At 69.1% G+C, this 18802-nt stretch carries 17 protein-coding genes; 9 read left to right on the top strand and 8 right to left on the bottom strand.

Annotation, left to right across the window (positions count from 1 at the left end):
* Positions 1–62: 62 nt before the first annotated feature.
* The 6 genes from speB to gabT all read right to left on the bottom strand — a co-directional run bounded on the left by speB (position 63) and on the right by gabT (position 6691).
* Complete coding sequence (gene speB / locus ABL844_RS28210; protein WP_418129719.1) at positions 63–1019, bottom strand: agmatinase; 957 nt, start codon at positions 1017–1019, stop codon at positions 63–65.
* Positions 1020–1035: 16 nt separating this feature from the next.
* Complete coding sequence (locus ABL844_RS28205) at positions 1036–1854, bottom strand: ABC transporter permease (RefSeq protein ID WP_184640891.1); 819 nt, start codon at positions 1852–1854, stop codon at positions 1036–1038.
* 24 nt (positions 1855–1878) lie between these two features.
* Entirely contained in the window at positions 1879–3135 is a 1257-nt protein-coding gene (locus tag ABL844_RS28200; RefSeq protein WP_126023724.1) for an ABC transporter permease, read from the bottom strand.
* Positions 3136–3169: 34 nt separating this feature from the next.
* Positions 3170–4198: an ABC transporter substrate-binding protein gene (locus ABL844_RS28195; protein WP_184640890.1), complete on the bottom strand. Its 1029-nt coding sequence runs from the start codon at positions 4196–4198 to the stop codon at positions 3170–3172.
* Between the two features lie 66 nt (positions 4199–4264).
* On the bottom strand, positions 4265–5371 hold the full coding sequence (locus tag ABL844_RS28190; protein WP_184640889.1) for an ABC transporter ATP-binding protein: 1107 nt from the start codon (positions 5369–5371) through the stop codon (positions 4265–4267).
* Positions 5372–5398: 27 nt separating this feature from the next.
* Positions 5399–6691 (bottom strand): 4-aminobutyrate--2-oxoglutarate transaminase, encoded by a 1293-nt coding sequence (gene gabT / locus ABL844_RS28185; protein ID WP_369660713.1) that lies wholly within the window; start codon positions 6689–6691, stop codon positions 5399–5401.
* Positions 6692–6864: 173 nt separating this feature from the next.
* On the opposite strand from gabT, the gene ABL844_RS28180 reads away from it, so the two are divergent.
* The 4 genes from ABL844_RS28180 to ABL844_RS28165 all read left to right on the top strand — a co-directional run bounded on the left by ABL844_RS28180 (position 6865) and on the right by ABL844_RS28165 (position 11672).
* The gene (locus tag ABL844_RS28180; RefSeq protein WP_418129718.1) at positions 6865–8274 is read left to right on the top strand and encodes a PLP-dependent aminotransferase family protein; all 1410 of its coding nucleotides are present in this window, start codon (positions 6865–6867) and stop codon (positions 8272–8274) included.
* Between the two features lie 150 nt (positions 8275–8424).
* Entirely contained in the window at positions 8425–9474 is a 1050-nt protein-coding gene (locus ABL844_RS28175) for an ornithine cyclodeaminase (protein WP_126023719.1), read from the top strand.
* A 39-nt stretch (positions 9475–9513) separates the two neighbouring features.
* Positions 9514–10554, top strand: coding sequence for a histone deacetylase family protein (locus ABL844_RS28170; protein ID WP_418129717.1), 1041 nt, complete (start codon positions 9514–9516; stop codon positions 10552–10554).
* A gap of 131 nt (positions 10555–10685) precedes the next feature.
* Positions 10686–11672 (top strand): tripartite tricarboxylate transporter substrate binding protein, encoded by a 987-nt coding sequence (locus ABL844_RS28165; protein ID WP_418129716.1) that lies wholly within the window; start codon positions 10686–10688, stop codon positions 11670–11672.
* On the opposite strand, the gene ABL844_RS28160 is transcribed toward ABL844_RS28165, so the two are convergent.
* The gene (locus tag ABL844_RS28160) at positions 11659–12228 is read right to left on the bottom strand and encodes a TetR/AcrR family transcriptional regulator (protein WP_369660717.1); all 570 of its coding nucleotides are present in this window, start codon (positions 12226–12228) and stop codon (positions 11659–11661) included. The two genes, ABL844_RS28165 and ABL844_RS28160, sit on opposite strands and share 14 nt — an antisense overlap.
* Positions 12229–12317: 89 nt before the next feature.
* Between ABL844_RS28160 and ABL844_RS28155 the strand changes: the two genes are divergently transcribed.
* Together ABL844_RS28155 and ABL844_RS28150 are read left to right on the top strand one after the other, a co-directional pair.
* Entirely contained in the window at positions 12318–13583 is a 1266-nt protein-coding gene (locus tag ABL844_RS28155) for an MFS transporter (RefSeq protein ID WP_418129715.1), read from the top strand.
* A gap of 208 nt (positions 13584–13791) precedes the next feature.
* On the top strand, positions 13792–15009 hold the full coding sequence (locus ABL844_RS28150) for a porin (protein ID WP_418129714.1): 1218 nt from the start codon (positions 13792–13794) through the stop codon (positions 15007–15009).
* Between the two features lie 130 nt (positions 15010–15139).
* Here ABL844_RS28150 and ABL844_RS28145 read toward each other — a convergent pair whose 3' ends face one another.
* A complete protein-coding gene (locus ABL844_RS28145; protein WP_418129713.1) occupies positions 15140–15958 on the bottom strand; it encodes an HAD-IIB family hydrolase in 819 nt (272 codons plus the stop codon).
* Between the two features lie 95 nt (positions 15959–16053).
* Here ABL844_RS28145 and ABL844_RS28140 point away from each other — a divergent pair, with 95 nt between their 5' ends.
* From ABL844_RS28140 to ABL844_RS28130, 3 genes are read left to right on the top strand one after another with little or no spacing between them, the layout of a single operon-like run.
* Positions 16054–17049 (top strand): ABC transporter ATP-binding protein, encoded by a 996-nt coding sequence (locus ABL844_RS28140; protein WP_418129712.1) that lies wholly within the window; start codon positions 16054–16056, stop codon positions 17047–17049.
* Positions 17046–17897, top strand: a complete 852-nt coding sequence (locus tag ABL844_RS28135; RefSeq protein ID WP_418129711.1) for an ABC transporter permease — start codon at positions 17046–17048, stop codon at positions 17895–17897. Before ABL844_RS28140 ends, ABL844_RS28135 begins: the two co-directional genes overlap by 4 nt.
* Positions 17898–17912: 15 nt before the next feature.
* On the top strand, positions 17913–18716 hold the full coding sequence (locus ABL844_RS28130; RefSeq protein WP_126023710.1) for an ABC transporter permease: 804 nt from the start codon (positions 17913–17915) through the stop codon (positions 18714–18716).
* The last annotated feature ends 86 nt before the right edge of the window (positions 18717–18802 follow it).

Below are 18802 nucleotides of genomic sequence, written 5' to 3'. Positions count from 1 at the left end.
GTTGTCTCGGAAGGAAGGAATGAATGAGTAACCGGTAATGGCCTGCGCGGGCAGCGGCCGTGTCAGCGGAAGGGCACGCCGGGGAGCACGCAGAGCATTTCGTAGAGCAGGTTGGCGCCCAGCAGCGCGGTGTTGCCGCTCGTGTCGTAGGGCGGGCTGACCTCCACCAGGTCGGCGCCCACCACGTTCAGGCCGCGGCAGCCGCGCACGATCTCCAGCGCCTGCGGCACGGTGAGCCCGCCGATCTCGGGCGTGCCGGTGCCGCCCGCGAACGAGGGGTCGATGCCGTCGATGTCGAAGCTGATGTAGACCGGATGCGCGGGCCCGATGCGCTCGCGCACCTGCGCCATCAGCGGCGCGAGCGACTGGTACCAGACCTCGTGCGCCTGCACCACGGTGAAACCCTGCGCGCGCGGCCAGTCGAAATCGTCGGCCGCGTAGCCGGTGCCGCGCAGGCCGATCTGCCAGACCTTGTCGCAGGCCAGCAGGCCCTCTTCGACGGCGCGCCTGAACGGCGTGCCGTGGGCGATGCGCTCGCCGAACATGTCGTCGTTCACGTCCGCATGCGCATCCACGTGCACCAGCGCGACCGGGCCGTGCTTACGCGCCACCGCGCGCAGGACCGGCAGTGCGATGGTGTGGTCGCCGCCCAGCGTCAGCGGGGCGCATCCTGCTGCCAGCACCGTGTCGTAGAAGGCCGAAATGATGGCCAGCGACTTGTCCAGCGAATAGGTGTTGATCGGCACGTCGCCCAGGTCGGCCACGTTCAGCCGGTCGAAGGGCGCGGCGCCGGTGGCCATGTTGTAGGGGCGCAGCAGCGCCGACTCGGCGCGGATCTGGCGCGGCCCGAAGCGCGCGCCGGGGCGGTTGGAGGTGCCTATGTCCAGCGGCACGCCGATGAACGCGGCGTCCAGTCCTTCCGGCGACGTTGCCGGGGACAGCCGCATCATCGTGCCGGGGCCGGCGAAGCGCGGCATGGTGTTGCCGCCTAGCGGCTGGTTCGGGGTCGTGGAGGGCATCGCGCGAATGGAGTGTTCAGCGCCGCCGTCCGCGCAGCCATTCGAGCGCGAGCAGCAGCGTGGTGGTGAAGATGATCAGCAGCGTCGCCACGGCGGCGATGGTGGGCGAGATGTTCTCGCGGATGCCGGTGAACATCTGGCGCGGCAGCGTGACCTGGTCGGGCCCCGCGAGGAACAGCGTGACCACCACCTCGTCGAACGAGGTCGCGAAGGCGAACAGCGCGCCTGAGATCACGCCCGGCGCGATCACCGGCAGCGTGACGCGCATGAAGGTCCGCAACGGCGTCTCGCCCAGGCTCAGCGACGCGCGCACCAGGTTCTGGTTGAAGCCTGCCAGCGTGGCGAGCACGGTGGTCAGAACGAAGGGCGCGCCCAGCGCCGCGTGCACCACGATCAGGCCGAGGTAGGTGTCGGCCAGACCGAGCGGCGCGAAGTAGAGGTAGGTGGCTACGCCGACCACCACGATCGGCACGACCATCGGCGAGATCAGCACGCTCATGAGCAGGCCCTTGAACGCGAAGTTCGTGCGCGACAGCCCCACCGCCGCGAGCGTGCCCAGCACGGTGGCCAGCACCGTGGCGGCGGGCGCGACGATGAAGCTGTTGCGCGCCGCGCGCGCCCACTCGGGCGAGTCGAAGAGATTGCGGTACCAGCGCAGCGACCAGCCCGGGATCGGATACGCCAGGAACGAACTGTCGGAGAACGACAGCGGAATCACCACCAGGATCGGCGCCAGCAGGAAGGCCAGCACCGCGACGCAGCCGGCGCGCACCAGCCACCAGCCGAGCTTGTCGGCGAAGGTGGCGTAGGCCGGGAATTGGGGGAGCTTCAGCATGATGACTCCTGTCTTTGTGGCTGCTCAGCCCAGGCTCAGCTCGGCCTTGCCGATGCGGCGGTACACGGCGTACAGCAGCAGCGTGGCGACCAGCAGCACGGCGCCCAGCGCGCAGGCCATGCCCCAGTTGATTTCCACGTTGGTGTAGCGCGCGATGTAGTAGCTCAGCATCTGGTCGTCCGCGCCGCCGAGCAGCGCCGGCGTCACGTAGTAGCCGATCGCCAGGATGAAGACCAGCAGCGCGCCGGCGCCGATGCCGGGGTAGGTCTGCGGCACGTAAACGCGGAAGAAGGCCGCCAGCGGCGAGCTGCCCAGCGAGACGGCTGCGCGCAGGTAGGTGGGCGGCACGCTCTTCATGACGCTGTACAGCGGCAGGATCATGAAGGGCAGCAGGATGTGCACCATCGCGATGATCACGCCGGTGCGGTTGAACAGCAGCGCCAGCGGATGGTCGATGAGGCCGATGCCCATCAGGCCGCGGTTGACCAGGCCCTCGGACTGCAGCAGCACGATCCATGCGGCCACGCGCACCAGGATGGACGTCCAGAACGGCACCAGCACCAGGATCATCAGCACGTTGGCCTTGCGCGCCGGCAGCGTCGACAGCCACCACGCCAGCGGATAGGCCAGCAGCAGGCAGAAGAAGGTGACCACGGCGCTGATCTGGAAGGTGCGCAGCAGGATGCCTGCAAAGGCGCGCTGGTCGGCGGGCATGCGCTCCACCTCGCCGGCCACGTCGCGCCGCAGGTCGACCGAGGCGAGCAGGTAGTCGGGCGTCCAGCGAGAGCCGTTCTTGGCGATCGCCTGCCAGTACGGCGCTTCGCCCCAGCGCGGATCGAGCTCCAGCATGCGTGCCTTGATCTCCTCCGGCGTGCCGGCGATGGGCAGCGCCCTGAAGGCACCCATCACCAGCGAACGGGCGCCCGCGATCTCGGTGTTGAGGCGGCGCGCGAGGGCGCCCGCGTCGGAGCTGTCGGGCAACTGGCCGAGGTCGGCCGCGATGGCCGCATAGGCCGCTGGCGCGGGCGCCTCCTTGCGGTTCCAGCCGTCGAGCGCGCGCACGGTGCGCGGCAGCGCGTTGGCCACTTCGGGGTTCTCCACCGCGCGCTGCAGCAGCGCCACGATGGGCACCAGCAGCGTCAGCAGAAGAAACACCAGCAGCGGCGCCGTGAGCGCGAAGGCGCGCCACTTGCGGCGGGCCTCGGCGCGCGCCAGTGCGCGCCGCAGTTCGCCGGGGGGCGCTTCCGCTGGAACCGGGGGAACAGACGTTGCCGCGTGCATGGCCTCTTTCGCGTTCGCTGGTTCGTCTGCCGGTTTACTGCGTGGCCCAGGCCGCGAAGCGCTTCTCCAGCGCCTCGCCCTGGTCGGCCCAGAAGCCGACGTTGAACTGCAGCGCGTCCTTGGCGTTGGTCGAGGAGGTCGGCAGGTCGGCAAGCACCTTGGGGCTGAGCGAGGCCAGCGCCTTGGTGTTGGTGGGGCCGTAGGCGATGTTCTGGGCATACACCGCCTGGTTGGCGGGCTGCATCGCGAACTGGATGTACTTCAGCGAGGCTTCCTTGTTCGGCGCGCCCTTGGGGATCACCAGGTAGTCGAGGTCGTAGATGCCGCCCGGCCAGTAGATCTTGAGGTCGCGGCCTTCGCGGTTGGCCGCGTCGATGCGGCCGTTGTAGACGGTGGTCAGCACCACGTCGCCGGCCACCAGGAACTGCGGCGGCTGCGCGCCGGCCTCCCACCACTGGATGTTGGGCTTGAGCTCGGTGAGCTTCTTGAATGCGCGGTCGGCGCCTTCCTTGGTGCCGAGCACCTTGTAGACGTCGGCCGGCTTCACGCCGTCGGCCATGAGCGCGAACTCGAGGTTGTAGCGCGCGCCCTTGCGCATGCCGCGCTTGCCGGGGATCTTCTTCACGTCCCAGAAATCGGCCCAGCTCGTGGGCGCGGTCTTGAGCTTCTCGCCGTTGTAGGCCATCACGGTCGACCACACGAACAGGCCCACGCCGCAGTCGGTGACGGCGGCCGGCAGGAAGTCGGACTTGGTGCCGATCTTGGAATAGTCGAGCTTCTCGAAGAGGCCCTCGTCGCAGCCGCGCGCCGCGTCGGGCGATTCGACCTCGACCACGTCCCAGGTGACCTTTTTGGTCTCCACCATGGCCTTGATCTTGGCCTGCTCGCCGTTGTATTCGACCGCGACGATCTTGGTGCCGGTCTTCTCGTAGGGCTCGTAGTAGGCCTTTTTCTGGGCGTTGGCATTGGCGCCGCCGAAGTTGACCACGGTGAGCTGCTGCTGGGCGAGGGCCGGCAGGGCGAAGCTGGCGGCGACGGTGCAGGCGAGAAGTGTCTTTTTCATGGTGGAAATCTTCCTGGGTGATGAACGGGAACGAGGGGGAATGCGAACGGGAACGGAAGGCCGGCTTCAGGGGGCGTAGATGCGCGCGTGCGCGGTCGGGAACTCGAGCACCACCGCCTCGCCGGCCCGCGGCGCGGCGGCGCCGTCGAGGCCGTCCAGCGGCAGCTTCACGGTGGCGTCGGCCTGGCCGCCGCCGACGCTGCACAGCAGCCGCAGGTGGTCGCCGAAGTAGATGACGCGCGCCACCTCGGCCTCGAGCATGTTGGCGCGCTGCACGTCCGTGCGGCGGTGCAGCACCACGCGCTCGGGGCGGATGCAGGCCTCGACGGCCGCGCCAGAAGCCGCGCCGCTCACGTTGAGCCCGTGCAGCACGCGGCCGTCGGGCAGCGTCATTTCGGCATGCTCGCCGCCATGACCCTGGCGTTGGCCCAGCTGGCCCCTGAGCACGGTGTTGTCGCCGACGAAGCCGGCCACGAAGCGGTTGGAAGGCGTCTCGTAGAGACGGTCGACCGTGTCCAGCTGCTGGATCACGCCTTCGTTGAACACCGCCACGCGGTCGCTCATGGTGAGCGCCTCGCCCTGGTCGTGCGTCACGTAGACGAAGGTAACTCCCAGCTGGCGGTGCAGGTCCTTGAGTTCGATCTGCATGTGCTCGCGCAGCTGCTTGTCGAGCGCGCCGAGCGGCTCGTCCATCAGCACCAGCTGGGGCTCGAACACCAGCGCCCGCGCCAGCGCCACGCGCTGCTGCTGGCCGCCCGAGAGCTGGCCGGGCAGGCGGTCGGCCATGCCGCGCAGCTGCACCATGTCGAGCGCGCGCTGCACGCGGCGCTGCTGCTCGTCCTTCGGCACCTTGCGCACGGTGAGCGGATAGGCCACGTTCTGCCCCACGCTCATGTGCGGGAACAGCGCGTAGTTCTGGAAGACCATGCCGAAGTTGCGCCTGTGCGGCGGCGTGCGGGTGATCGGCTTGCCGTCGAGCAGGATCTCTCCCGAGGTCGGCGACTCGAAGCCCGCCAGCATCATCAGCGTGGTGGTCTTGCCCGATCCCGAAGGGCCGAGCAGGCTCAGGAACTCGCCGCGGTGGATGTCCAGGTCGAGCTGGCGCACCACCAGGTGCTCGCCGTCGTAGGTCTTCTGGACGCGCTGGAAGCGCACCAAGGGTTCTGCGGTCATGGAGGATTCAGGAAAAGGATCGGTCGATCAGCGCAGTGCGGCGAAGCTGTCCGCGAGAAGCGCCAGGCCTTCGTCCACAAGCAAGTCGGATGCCGTGAGCGGCACCAGCACGCGAATTACATTGCCGTAGGTGCCGCATGACAGCAGGATTAACCCGCGCCGTGCCGCCTCCGCGACCACCTTGCGGGTCAGCGCGGCGTCGGGCCGCGCGGTGTCGCCCTCCTCGAACAGCTCGATGGCCACCATGGCGCCGAGCCCGCGCACGTCGCCGATGGACGGCTCGCCCGCCGCGATGCGGCGCAGGCCGGCCATGAGCCGCTCGCCCAGCGCACGGCTGCGCGCCAGCAGCTGCTCGTCGTCGAACACCTTGAGCACCGCGAGCGCCGCGGCGCAGCCGATGGGGCTGCCGGCATAGGTGCCGCCCAGGCCGCCGGGGGCGGGGGCGTCCATCACCTCGGCGCGGCCCACCACGCCGGAGATCGGGAAGCCGCCCGCCATCGACTTGGCGGTGGTGATCAGGTCGGGCGCCACCGGCCACTGCTCGCTGGCGAACCAGGTGCCGGTGCGGCCGGCACCGGTCTGCACCTCGTCGGCGATGATCAGGATGCCGTGGCGGTCCGCCAGCGCGCGCAGGCCCTCGACGAAATCGTTGGGCGCCACGTAGAAGCCGCCTTCGCCCTGCACCGGCTCCAGGATGAAGGCCGCCACGCGCTCGGGCTCGATGTCGTTCTTGAACAGCAGCTCGACCGAATGCAGGGCCTCGTCCACGCTCACGCCGTGCAGCGCGTTCGGGTACAGCGCATGGAACACCTCGCCCGGGAAGGGGCCGAAGCCGACCTTGTAGGGCGCGACCTTGCCGGTGAGGCCCAGCGTCATCATCGTGCGGCCGTGGTAGCCGCCGGTGAAGGCGATGACGCCCGGGCGCCGGGTGTGGGCACGGGCGATCTTGACCGCGTTCTCCACCGCCTCGGCGCCGGTGCTCAGGAAGACCGACTTCTTCGCGAACGCGCCCGGTGCCAGTGCATTCAGGCGCTCGGCCAGTTCCACATAGGGCTCATAGGCCAGTACCTGGAAGCAGGTGTGCGAATAGAGCTCGGCCTGCGCCTTGACTGCAGCCGTGATCTCCGGGTGGCAGTGGCCGGTGTTGAGCACCGCGATGCCGCCCGCGAAGTCGATGTAGCGGCGGCCCTCGACGTCCCAGAGCTCGGCGTTGGCGGCCCGGCTGACGAAGATTTCATGGGCCTGGCCGACACCGCGCGCGACGGCCGCGCTGCGGCGGGTCATGAGGGCGGCGTTGCTGAGGTGGGGTTCGCGTTGCATGGGGGACGACCTGTGCTTGAGTGCTGGAAGGAAGGGAATGCCGGCACTCTAGGTCGCCCGATCCGGACCGGCCATGTACACCGGAAGCGGTCGTCCGGAGGACTGTACTGGTCTTGTATCCTGTACATACTTTCCTCAATATGGTGCAGGCCGGACCGCCGGAGACACCCCCGATGCTCATTCTTCGCCCCGAACAGCCGACGCCACTGGTGAGCCAGATCGTGGAAGGGCTGCGCGGCCTGATCGGCGCCCAGAAGCTCAAGGCCGACACCAAGCTGCCGTCGATCCGCGCCTTCGCCGCCGCCCATGGCGTCAGCGTCTTCACGGTGGTCGAAGCCTACGACCGGCTGGTGGCGCAGGGCCTGCTGGTCTCGCGGGCCAACGCCGGTTTCTTCGTCAAGCGGCGCAGCGAGGAGAGCTCCGCCGGCACGGCCAGCGCGCCCCGCGCGGACCCCCGCTTCGACGCGCGGTGGTATCTCCAGCAGATCTTCGAGAACCGCAACCTGCCACTCAAGCCCGGTTGCGGCTGGCTGCCGCACGACTGGCTCTTCGAGGACGGCATGCGCCGCAGCCTGCGCCACCTGGCCTCCGAAGGCAGCGACATCGGCGGCTACGGCCTGCCCTTCGGCCACATGGCGCTGCGCATGGCGACGGCCGAGGCGCTTTCGGAGCAGCAGATCGTGGTCGAGGCCGCCCAGGTGCTGCTGACCCAGGGCTCGAGCCAGGCGCTGGATCTCGTCGCGCGCCGCCTGCTCAAGCCGGGCGACCGCGTGCTCGTGGACGATCCCGGCTATCCGAACCTGATGTTCATGCTGCGCTTCCTGGGCGTGGAGATCGTCGGCGTGCCGCGCACTCCCTCGGGCTACGACATGCCCGCGCTCGAAGCGCTGCTGGCGGTGCACCGCCCCAAGGCCTTCTTCACGCAGCCGCGGCTGCAGAGCCCGACCTGCTCCATGGCCTCGCTGCCCCAGCTGGTGCAGCTGCTGCAACTCGCGCAGGCGCACGACTTCACGCTGGTGGAGAACGACATCTACGCCGAAATGGACGCGTCGATGCGTCCCTCGCTGGCCAGCCTGGGGCAGCTGCGCCGCGTGGTGTACGTGGGCAGCTATTCGAAGACCATCTCGCCGAACATCCGCGTCGGCTACGTCATCGCGCAGCCCGAGCTGCTCGACGAGCTGGCGCAGCTCAAGATGATCTCGGGCCTCACATCGTCCGACATCACCGAGCGCCTGGCCTTCGGCACCGTGACCGACGGCCGCTGGCGCAAGCATCTCAAGGCCCTGCGCGAGCGCCTCGCGCAGGCGCACGGCAGTGTCGCGCGGCGGCTGGGGGGACTGGGCTTCGAGCTGTTTCATGAGCCCGCGGCCGGCATGTACCTTTGGGCCCGGCATCCGGACATCACCGACAGCGCCGAGCTCTCGCGGCGCGCCGCGGCCGAGGGAATCATGCTGGGCCCGGGCCAGCTGTTCCTGGTCAACCCGCGCCCCACCGGCTGGCTGCGCTTCAACGTCGCCTTCAGCGAGGACGAGCGCCTCTGGCGCTTCCTGGAGCGCAGCATCGAGGAGCGCCGCAGCGACTGAAGGCGGCAGCCGCAGAGGGCTCGCAAAGGTTCGCGAGCAGGCGCACAATGGCTCTCAACCCTTGGCGCAGGCGCATCCTGAATCAGCCATGGTGGAGTAAACATGCGATGGGATGAAGCGCCGCGGCGGGGCTACGCAAGGAGCCATGTCATGACCCGCTTCATCGATGTTCACAGCCTGGTCCGCCTGGTGGACGAGACCGGGGTTCCGCAGTTCCTCACCGCGCTGGCCGACGCGCTGCGCGACGATTTCATGCGGTGGCGCGAGTTCGACAAGAAGGCGCGCGTGGCGAGCCATTCGCACCTCGGCGTGATCGAGCTGATGCCGGTGGCCGACGACGGCGCCTATGCCTTCAAGTACGTCAACGGGCATCCGCACAACACGCAGGTCGGGCTGCCGACCGTCATGGCCTTCGGCGTGCTCGCCGAGGTCGACACGGGCTACCCCGTGCTGCTTTCCGAACTCACGCTCACCACAGCGCTGCGCACGGCCGCCACCTCGGCGATGGCCGCGAAGGCACTGGCGCGGCCCGATTCGCGCAGCCTCGCGCTGATCGGCAACGGCTCGCAGAGCGAGTTCCAGGCGCTGGCCTTCCATGCGCTGCTGGGCATCGAGGAAGTGCGGGTGTACGACATCGACCCGCATGCCACCGACAAGCTGGTGCGCCACCTCGCGGCCTGCACGCCGCTGGAGATCGTGCGCGCCCGCTCGGTGGCCGAGGCGGTGCGCGGCGCGGACATCGTCACCACCGTCACCGCCTACCAGGGGCGCGCGACGGTGCTCACGCCCGACATGATCGAGCCGGGCATGCACATCAACGCGGTGGGCGGCGATTCGCCCGGCAAGACCGAGCTGCATCCCGGCGTGCTCGGCAAGGCGCGCGTGTTCGTCGAGTACGAGCCCCAGACCCGCGTCGAGGGCGAGATCCAGCAGGTGGCCGCCGACTTCCCGGTGCACGAGCTCTGGCGCGTGCTGCTCGGCGAGGTGCCGGGGCGCGAGAGCGCGGCGCAGGTCACTCTGTTCGACTCGGTGGGCTTCGCGCTGGAGGACTACACGGCGCTGCGCTACATCCAGCGCATCGCGACCGAGCGCGGCATCGGCCGGCAGATCGCGCTGGTGCCGGAGCTCGACGACCCGAAGGACCTGTTCGGGCTCACGGCCTCCGGAAGGCGCCGGGCGGTGCTGCGGCGTGCGGCATGATGGGCGGCTTCGCCACAGCCGCTTCTGTCGCACATCTTCATGCTCACCATCTACAACGACCAGCACGTTCTTCACCAAGGCAAAGTCGAGATGTTCCGCGGCGAGCTCGTGCCGTGCTTCGAGGTGCCCGCGCGCGTCGATCATGTGAGGCATGAGCTGGAGCGCAGGAACATCGGCCCGCTGCAGGCGCCCGATGCCTTCGACGAAGCGGTGCTGGCCAAGGTGCATGCGCCGCGCTACCTGGACTTCATCGCGCATGCGTGGGAGGAGTGGGTGGCGCTCGACCCGTCCAACGCGACGCGCGACGCGCTGCCTTCGTACTGGCCCACGCGCGGCATGCGCAGCGACGTGCTGCCGAAGAGCTTTCCGGCGCGCCTGGGGCTTTTCTCCTTCGACGCGGGCACGCCGCTGATGGCGGGCAGCTGGACGGCGGCGCGCCACGGCGCGGCATGCGCGTGGACCGCGGCGCAGCGCGTCATCGGCGGCGAGCGTGCCGCTTTCGCGCTCACGCGGCCGCCGGGCCACCATGCGGGCGCGGATTTCTTCGGCGGCTATTGCTTCCTCAACAACGCTGCCGTCGCCGCGCAGGCGTTGCGCGACGCGGGCGTCGAACGCGTGGCCGTGCTCGACGTCGACTACCACCACGGCAACGGCACCCAGGCCATCTTCTACGAGCGCGACGACGTGCACTTCGCGAGCCTGCATGGCGATCCGCTGACCGACTATCCCTACTACCTGGGCCATGCCGACGAGCGCGGCGCCGGGCGGGGCGAGGGCTTCAACCACAACCTGCCGCTGCCGCGCGGCACCGACTTCACCGCGTGGCGCGCCGCGTTGGGAACCGCGCTGGCCCGCATCGTCGAAGTGAAGGCCGGCGCGCTGGTGGTTTCGCTGGGCGTCGACACCTTCGAGGGCGACCCGATCTCCGGCTTCAGGCTGAAGAGCGACGACTACCTGCGCATGGGCGAGGACCTGGCACGCGCCGGTCTGCCGACGGTGTTCGTGTTCGAGGGCGGCTACGCGGTGGCGGAGGTGGGCGTCAACGCGGCGAACGTGATCGAAGGCTTCGCGCAGGCCTAGCAGCTGACGCGCAGGCGACTCGGACGCCGGAATTCGCCCCTGTTTCCCACGGAAATCAGGGCAGCCCCGATTGCCTTCGCCGGTGCGGCGGGGCCCAATCGGCGCTTTCCCAAGTCAGGACCCAGTCAGCCATGCTCCGCCGCTCCACCTTCCTCCGTACCGCCGCCGCATTCGCCGCAACCGGCGGCCTCGCTTTTCCGATGGCGGCGCTCGCGCAGGCCTTTCCCGCCAAGCCCATCAAGCTGGTGATCGCCTTCCCGGCGGGCGGCCCGACCGACATCACCATGCGCCAGCTCGCGGAGAACGCGAGCAAGATCCTCGGCCAGCCGGTGATCATCGACAACAAGCCCGGCGCCGGCGGCACGCTGCCCGCGCAGGCGCTGCAGACCGCGCAGCCCGACGGCTACACCGTCGCGCAGATTCCGCTGGGCGTGTTCCGCCTGGGCTACACCACCAAGATCAACTGGGATCCGCTCAAGGACATCACCTACGTCATCAACGTCACCGGCTACGCCTTCGGCATCGTCGTGCCGGCCGACAGCCCCTTCAAGACCTGGGCCGACTTCGTCGCATACGCCAAGGCCAACCCCGGCAAGCTCACCTACGGCTCCACGGGCACGCTCACCAGCCCGCACCTGACGACCGAGATCGTCGCGCAGAAGGCCGGCATCCAGCTGCAGCACGTGCCTTACAAGGGCAGTGCCGACCTGATGCTCGCGGTGGTCAGCGGCCAGCTGATGGCCGCGGCCGACAGCACCGGCTTCGCGCCGCAGGTCGAGGCCGGCAAGCTGCGCGTGCTCAACACCTGGGGCGAGAAGCGCCTGGCCAAGTTCCCCGACGCGCCCACGCTGAAGGAACTCGGCTACGACGTGGTGCAGAACTCGCCCTTCGGCATCGGCGCACCCAAGGGCACGTCGCCCGAGGTGGTGAAGAAGCTGCACGACGCCTTCAAGCAGGCGATGGAGGAGCCGAGCTACGTCGCCGCGCTGGGCCGCTACGACATGCTGCCGAACTACATGAGCTCGGCCACCTATACCAAGTTCGCGCAGGACACGGTGGTGAAGGAGAAGGCCATCATCGACAAGCTGGGGCTGGCGAAGGAAGTCAAGACGAACTGAGGACGAAGAGCTCGTCCACCAGCCGGGACGCCAGTTCCGGCTGCACCCCGTCTCCACCGAACACCAGCCGGAACACGATCGGCGCGATCAGGTGATCGATCACCTGCTGCGGCTCGGGTGCGGGCTCGCCGCGGGCGCGGGCCTGCTCGACAAGCGTGAGCGCCTCCCTGCGGCGGTTGCGCAGGCAGTCGGTGTCGGCGCCATCGTTGGCCAGCGCGGCCGCGGCTTTCAGCAACGAGGTATTGCACGGCCTGGCCAGGTGCTCGATGAGTTCGCGCGCCCAGGCTTCCAGGTCGGCGCGCAGTGTTCCCGTATTCGGCAGTGGGCGGTTCGGGTCCAGCCGATGGGTTGCGGTTTCGGCCAGCAGCCCCTGCAGGTCGCCCCAGCGCCGGTAGATGCTGGAGGCGCTGACACCCGCGCGCTCGGCCACCGCCGGCACCGTGACGCGCTCCCTTCCTTGTTCCGCCACGAGTTCTTCGAGGGCAGTGCGCACCAATGCCTGCACCTGGGCGCTGCGGCCGCCGGGGCGTTTGTTGGGGAGGGCGATGTCGGTCATGGTCTGGACTTTAACGCAAAGATATTTGCTTTAGAGGATTCGCATGTCTAGAATCACAAAAGCAAAAAAAGTTGCATTAAGGATTAGCCATGCCGTCCTCCTGCCCCGAACTCGCTTCCGCCACCGCCGACCTCGCGGCGCGCTCCAGGCCCTGGCGCCTGCCGCAGCGCGCGGCCTTTCCGCTGCTCGCGGCTGTGCTGTTCGCCTTTTTCTTCGCGGCTGCCGCGCCTTCGCCGCTGTTCGTGGTGTTCCAGCACGCCTGGCATTTCTCTTCGTCGCTGCTCACGGTGGCCTTCGCGGTCTACGCGATCGCGCTGCTGGTTTCTCTGCTGGTAGCCGGGTCGCTGTCGGACCACATCGGGCGACGGCCGGTGGTGCTGTCGGCGCTGGTGGTGCAGGCGGTGGCGATGGGGCTCTTCCTGCTGGCGAACGGCATCGGCGGGCTGATCGTCGCGCGCGTGGTGCAGGGCATCGCCACCGGCATCGCGAGCGGCGCGCTGAGCGCGGCGGTGGTCGAGGCGGCGCCGGCTTCGCGCAAGCGGCTGGGGGCGCTGATCACGAGCGTGTCGCCGCTTGCAGGCCTTGCCGCGGGTGCGCTGCTCACGGGCATGGCGGTGAAGTTCTCGGTGCAGCCGGTGATGCTGGTGTTCGGCGTGCTGGCCGCGGTGTTCGTGCTGGGCGCGGCGGTGGTGCTGTGGATGCCCGAGACCGTCACGCCGCGCGCCGGGGCGCTGGCCTCGCTGGTGCCGTGCGTGTCGATTCCGGCGAAGGCACGCGCCGAGTTCGCGCGCGGGCTGCCGGTGTTCATCGTGGTGTGGGCGCTCGGCGGGCTGTACCTGTCGCTGGCGCCTTCTCTGATGCTGCATGTGTTCGGCATCGACAACGGCGTGGTCAACGGCCTCACGGTGGCGGTGCTTTCCGGCATGGGAGCCATCGCGCCGACGCTGCTCGGCCGCCTTGCGGCTCCGCGCCCGGCCATCGTCGGCATGGCCAGCATCGCGCTCGGCCTGGTGCTGCTGCTGGCCTCGCTTGCCACCCGTTCGCTCGCGCTCTTCTTCGTCGGCACGGCGGTAGCGGGCATCGGCTTCGGCGGCGCGTTCTCGGCGCTGGTGCAGACGCTGGCGCCGATGGCGCAATCGCACGAGCGCGGCGAGCTCTTCGCGGCGATCTTCGTGGTGAGCTATCTCGCGTTCAGCCTGCCGGCCATGCTCGCGGGCTTCCTGGTGGCGCCGCTGGGGCTGCTGAACACGGCCGAGGGCTATGCGGCGGTGCTGCTGCTGATCGCCGCCTTCGGCACGTGGAGCCAGTGGATGGTGCTGCGACGCCGGCAGCGCGAATTGCCCATGAGCGAGTGAGTGGCCGGAACGGCGTTCCGGGTCAGGAAACAGTCAGGACACCTATGTCAAGAGGCTTGGCCCTTCGGGGGTGGGTACTTGCCCTATGTAATTCGTTTGTCTTCCGCGATGGAAACACTCCGATGCAGTCTTGTGGCGCAAAAGCCCGGGCTCTCAGCAGCTGCATCCGGCATCGGAGCGGCAACTTCCCCATCCTGGAGTGATACGAATGAAAAAATCCCTGCTTGTTCTGGCTGCGATGGCAGCCTGCGGTGCCGCGTCGGCGCAATCGACCGTGACGCTGTTCGGCGTCGTCGATGCGGCCTACCGCAACGTCTCGAACAAGAGCGAGTCGGTCCCGGCCACCCTTTTCACCCCCTACTACAGCGTGAAGGCCAGCCGTACCGAGCTGGCCAACTCGGGCCTGAGTTCCAGCCGCCTGGGCTTCCGCGGCGTCGAAGACCTCGGCGGCGGCCTGTCGGCCAGCTTCTGGCTCGAAGCCCCGATCACCAACGACGACGGCGCCACCGGCGTCTCCAACTTCAGCCGCCGCTCCACCGTGAGCCTTGCCGGCAGCTTCGGCGAGTTCCGCATCGGCCGCGACAAGACCGCCACCGTGCTGAACGACGAGCAGTTCGATCCATTCGGCGACACCGGCATCGGCGGCTCGCTGATCATCGACGCCAACGAAGGCAGCCTCTCGGGCACCGGCTACGGCAGCAACAGCACCTACAAGCGCGCCGGCAACATGGTCCAGTACTTCCTGCCGCGCAACCTGGGCGGCTTCTACGGCAACCTGGGCTACAGCTTCCACGAAATCACCCGCATGTCCCCCGACACCATCACCGGCGCCGACCGCACCAACACCGGCCGCCATATCGGCGGCCGCGTCGGGTACGCCTCGGGCCCGGTCGACGTCGCCGTCAGCTACGCGCAGAACGACACCAGCTTCACCTCCGGTTCAGGCTCCTCCGTCGTGGCACGTCCGGGCAAGATCAAGACCTTCAACCTCGGCGCGACCTACGACTTCGGCGTGGCCAAGCTGTTCGGCGAGTACTCGCGCTCGAAAGACCAGCGTGATCCGCTGAACATCTTCACACCGGTGCCGAGCACCGACCTCACCGGCTACCTGATCGGCGTGACCGTGCCGATCGGCCCGGGCCAGATCCGCGCCTCGTACTCGCAGGTCAAGTACGACTACAACCGTGTGCCGGCCCTCTTCGCCGTGAACACCCCCGACCCGAAGTCGAACAAGTTCGCGCTGGGCTACGTGCACAACCTGTCGAAGCGCACCGCGCTCTACGGCACGATCGCGCGCGTGACCAACAAGAACGGTGCCGGCAACACAGTCGGCGCCGGCCCGTCGTACGTGGCAACGTACAACCGCGTGGCGCTGCAGCCCAAGTCGTCGATGGGCTACGAGTTCGGCATCCGCCACAGCTTCTGATCGCAGCGAACCCCGAGACTGTTTTCTCCAAGGACCCCATCGAACGGTCCCTTCGCCCGCCTCGTGCGGGCTTTTTTTCGTCCGTATTTTTTCGCGCAGAGTGTTGTTTGTCCGCAGCGTCCGGCGGTGTTCAGCGCGCCGAGAGAATCGCGCTCGCCGCCTCGGCGAAGCCGGTGCCGCGTTCGGCCTGCGTCACGTAGCGCGGCAGGTGCTCCAACTGCGGCACGAAGCGCGCGACGTTCGCCACGCCGATGCTGTGCGCGAAGCTGCGGAACATCAGCTGGTCGTTGGTGGAGTCGCCCACGTAGGCCCAGCGGTCCATCTCGCCGTCGAGCGTGCGGCCCCACAGCTCGCGCACGATCCAGCGCGCGCCTTCGAGCTTGTCGTTGTCGCCGTACCAGCCGTTGACGTGGATGCTGCTCACGGTGGCGTGCATGCCCTCGCCGCGCATCAGCGCCACCACCTGCGCGATGGTGGCGTCGCTCAATTGCACGAACTCGCTGTGGTCGATGGCGATGTCGGTCTCGCGCCCCGGCGAGTCGGTGGCGCGACCCACGCCCGGCAGCTCGCGTTCGATGCGCTCCAGCACCGCCTGCATGCGCGCGAAGTTGGCCGCGCGCGTGGGCTCGTCCTGCTGGTAGCGCTTCTCCACCTTGCCATCGGCCGAGGGCAGCAGCGCGACCGCGCCGTTCTCGGCCACGATGGCGTCGACCGGCCAGGCGTTGACGAAGGGCAGGCTCCAGCCCACCGGCCGGCCGGTGATCGCCACCACCGAAAGCCCCGCCGCCTTCAGATCGCCCAGCGCCTGCAGCGCATCGGGCGTGATGGCGCCGTCGTACGTGAGCGTGTCGTCGATGTCGGTGAACACGCCGATGAGCGCACCGCGCGCGGCCTGCGGCCATTGGGCCAGCGGCAGCAGATGGTGGGGCGAAGAAGGCAAGGTGGGCATGGAGAGAGCAATGCAGGGGGAGCGCCGATCGTACCGGCGCTTTCGTGTAGCATCCCGCCCCCCGCCGTGCCATCGAGGCCGGCGCGGCGCCCGTCATGCCCCACATCCTCGTCGACGACCTCCGCAAGACCTACCGCATCTCCGAACGCGACCCTGGCGTGATCGGCGCGCTGCGCGGCCTCGTGCAGCGCCGCCATCGCACGGTGGAGGCGCTGTCGGGCGTGTCGTTCGCGCTGGAGCGCGGCGAGCTGCTGGGCTTCATCGGGCCGAACGGCGCGGGCAAGTCGACCACCATCAAGATCCTCTCGGGCATCCTGCGCCCCGACGGCGGGCGCGTGGAGATCGACGGGCGCGATCCTTTCGCCGACCGCGAGCGCCACGTGGCGCGCATCGGCGTGGTCTTCGGCCAGCGCACGCAGCTGTGGTGGGACCTGCCCGTGGGCGACGGCTTCGACCTGCTGCGCGACATCTACCGCGTGGACCCCGCGCGCTACCGCCGCACGCGCGACGAGCTGGTGGCGCTGCTGAACCTGGAGCGCGTGCTCGCGCAGCCGGTGCGGCAACTCTCGCTGGGCCAGCGCATGCGCGCCGAGATCGCCGCGGCGCTGCTGCACGAGCCCGAGATCCTTTTTCTCGATGAGCCCACCATCGGCCTCGACGCGCCCTCCAAGCTCGCGGTGCGCGACTTCGTGCGCCGCGCCAACCGCGAGCGCGGCACCACCGTGCTGCTGACCACGCACGACATGCACGACATCGAGGCGCTGGCCCGTCGCGTGATCATCATCGGTCACGGCCGCGTGCTGGCCGACAGCCCCGTCGAGGCATTGCGCGCGCAGGTGATGGCCGAGCGGCGCCTCGTCGTCGATTTCGCGCAGGGTGCCGAACTGCCTGTGGAAGTGGCCGGCGCCAGGGTGCATTCGCGCGACGGCCAGACGCTGGTGCTCGACTTCGATCCATCGCAGACCGCGGCGCCAGCGCTCATAGCGCGCATCGCCGCCGCGCACCCCGTGGAGGACATCCGCCTCGAAGGGCTGGCGATCGAAGCCGTCATCGCGCGCTTCTACGCCATGCACGGGGCGGCAGAGGCATGACGGCGGCCAGCCCGCGCGATCTTGCGCGCCCGTACCTCGCGGCCTTCGCATCGCGCTTCCTGCAGATGCTGCAGTACCGCACCGCCGCGCTCGCCGGCTTCGCCACGCAGTGCTGGTGGGGCGGCATCAAGGTGATGGTGTTCGCGGCCTTCTACGGCCATGCGGCAGTCACAGGTGCGAGCAGCTCGATGTCGCTCGCCCAAGCCATCACCTACACCTGGCTCGCCCAGGGGCTGCTCGTGCTGCTGCCCTGGCTGGGCGATCCGGAAGTGGCGCAGGCCGTTCGCACCGGCGCCGTCGCCTACGATCGGCTGCGGCCCGTCGACGCCTACGCGCTGTGGTTCGCGCGCAGCGCCGGCTGGATCGCCGCGCGCGTGCTGCCGCGCGTGGCGCTGATGGCGGCCTTCGCGATGGTCGCGCTGCCGCTGCTCGGCCTGGGCGAGTGGGCCTGGCAGCTCCCGGCGGGCGTGGCGGCGGGGCTCGCGTTCGTGCTGTCGGCCGTGCTGGCGCTGCTGCTGTCGACGTCGATGGTGATGTTGCTGAACGTGGCGGCCACCGCCGCGCTCAACGAACGCGGCATCAGTGCGGTCGCCACGCCGGTGGTCATCGTGTTCTCGGGCAACCTGCTGCCGCTCGCGATGCTGCCCGACGGCTGGCAGACCGCGCTGCTGCTGCAGCCCCTGGCCGGGCTGATGGACATTCCGGCGCGCCTGTACTTCGGGCAGCTGCAGGGCTGGCAGGCCATCGGCGGGCTGGGGCTGCAGGTCTTCTGGATCGCGGTGCTCGTGGCCTTCGGCCATTTCGCCATGGGCTGCACCATGCGCGGCCTGCAGGTGCAGGGCGGGTAAGGGCAGGTGAGCGCGATGGGATCGATTCCGCTCTTCTTCCGGCTGGTCGGTGCCTCCCTTGGCGGACAGGCGCGCTACCCGGCTTCGGCGCTGATGTTGACCGTCGGCCAGTTCCTCGGCACCGGCATCGAGGTGATCGCCGTGTGGGCGCTGTTCCACCGCTTCGGCGACGTGCAGGGCTGGCGCATCGGCGAGGTGGCGCTGTTCTACGGGCTGGTGAACTGCATGTTCGCGCTGGCCGATGCGCTGGGCCGCGGCTTCGACGTGCTCGGCACGGAGTTCCTGCGCACCGGCGCCTTCGACCGCCTGCTGCTGCGGCCGCGTCCGCTCGCGCTGCAGCTGATGGGCAACGACTTCCGCATCAGCCGCCTGGGCCGGCTGCTGCAGGGGCTGGCGATGGTGGCGTTCGCCACGCAGCAGATGGGCATCGCGTGGACGCCGGGCGCGGTGGCCATCGCGCTGATCGCCATCGCGGGCGGCGTGGCGCTGTTCCTCGGCATCCTGGTGCTGCAGGGCACGCTGGCCTTCTGGACCGTCGAGAGCCTCGAGATCGCGAACGTGCTGACCTACGGCGGCGTGCAGGCCGCGCAGTACCCGCTGGCGCTCTATGCGCGCTGGTTCCGGCGCGTGCTGACCTTCATCGTGCCGCTGGCCTGCGTGGCCTATTACCCGGTGCTGGCGATCCTGGGAAAGGCCGACCCGCTGGGGGCGCCGGCGTGGGTGGGCCTGGTGTCGCCGCTCGCCGGGTTCGTGTTCCTGGCGGCGGCTTTCGGGGTGTGGCGCTTCGGGTTGCGCCGCTATGCGTCGACGGGCAGTTGAGGGACTGCGAACCGGCAGGAAAGCCGAACGCAGAAGTCGCAGAGGACAAATCCAGAAATGACCAGGTTCTCTTCTGCGATCTCTGC

It is taken from the genome of Variovorax sp. 278MFTsu5.1, assembly GCF_048305045.1.
Lineage (GTDB): Bacteria > Pseudomonadota > Gammaproteobacteria > Burkholderiales > Burkholderiaceae_C > Variovorax > Variovorax guangxiensis.
This window is presented reverse-complemented; position numbering and strand designations above follow the sequence as displayed.

What these genes read in the sequence shown, in the direction of transcription:
- speB (WP_418129719.1), bottom strand. Translation starts at nt 1,019, where the DNA reads ATGCCCTCCACGACCCCGAACCAGCCGCTAGGCGGCAACACCATGCCG.
- ABL844_RS28205 (WP_184640891.1), bottom strand. Translation starts at nt 1,854, where the DNA reads ATGCTGAAGCTCCCCCAATTCCCGGCCTACGCCACCTTCGCCGACAAG.
- ABL844_RS28200 (WP_126023724.1), bottom strand. Translation starts at nt 3,135, where the DNA reads ATGCACGCGGCAACGTCTGTTCCCCCGGTTCCAGCGGAAGCGCCCCCC.
- ABL844_RS28195 (WP_184640890.1), bottom strand. Translation starts at nt 4,198, where the DNA reads ATGAAAAAGACACTTCTCGCCTGCACCGTCGCCGCCAGCTTCGCCCTG.
- ABL844_RS28190 (WP_184640889.1), bottom strand. Translation starts at nt 5,371, where the DNA reads ATGACCGCAGAACCCTTGGTGCGCTTCCAGCGCGTCCAGAAGACCTAC.
- gabT (WP_369660713.1), bottom strand. Translation starts at nt 6,691, where the DNA reads ATGCAACGCGAACCCCACCTCAGCAACGCCGCCCTCATGACCCGCCGC.
- ABL844_RS28180 (WP_418129718.1), top strand. Translation starts at nt 6,865, where the DNA reads ATGCTCATTCTTCGCCCCGAACAGCCGACGCCACTGGTGAGCCAGATC.
- ABL844_RS28175 (WP_126023719.1), top strand. Translation starts at nt 8,425, where the DNA reads ATGACCCGCTTCATCGATGTTCACAGCCTGGTCCGCCTGGTGGACGAG.
- ABL844_RS28170 (WP_418129717.1), top strand. Translation starts at nt 9,514, where the DNA reads ATGCTCACCATCTACAACGACCAGCACGTTCTTCACCAAGGCAAAGTC.
- ABL844_RS28165 (WP_418129716.1), top strand. Translation starts at nt 10,686, where the DNA reads ATGCTCCGCCGCTCCACCTTCCTCCGTACCGCCGCCGCATTCGCCGCA.
- ABL844_RS28160 (WP_369660717.1), bottom strand. Translation starts at nt 12,228, where the DNA reads ATGACCGACATCGCCCTCCCCAACAAACGCCCCGGCGGCCGCAGCGCC.
- ABL844_RS28155 (WP_418129715.1), top strand. Translation starts at nt 12,318, where the DNA reads ATGCCGTCCTCCTGCCCCGAACTCGCTTCCGCCACCGCCGACCTCGCG.
- ABL844_RS28150 (WP_418129714.1), top strand. Translation starts at nt 13,792, where the DNA reads ATGAAAAAATCCCTGCTTGTTCTGGCTGCGATGGCAGCCTGCGGTGCC.
- ABL844_RS28145 (WP_418129713.1), bottom strand. Translation starts at nt 15,958, where the DNA reads ATGCCCACCTTGCCTTCTTCGCCCCACCATCTGCTGCCGCTGGCCCAA.
- ABL844_RS28140 (WP_418129712.1), top strand. Translation starts at nt 16,054, where the DNA reads ATGCCCCACATCCTCGTCGACGACCTCCGCAAGACCTACCGCATCTCC.
- ABL844_RS28135 (WP_418129711.1), top strand. Translation starts at nt 17,046, where the DNA reads ATGACGGCGGCCAGCCCGCGCGATCTTGCGCGCCCGTACCTCGCGGCC.
- ABL844_RS28130 (WP_126023710.1), top strand. Translation starts at nt 17,913, where the DNA reads ATGGGATCGATTCCGCTCTTCTTCCGGCTGGTCGGTGCCTCCCTTGGC.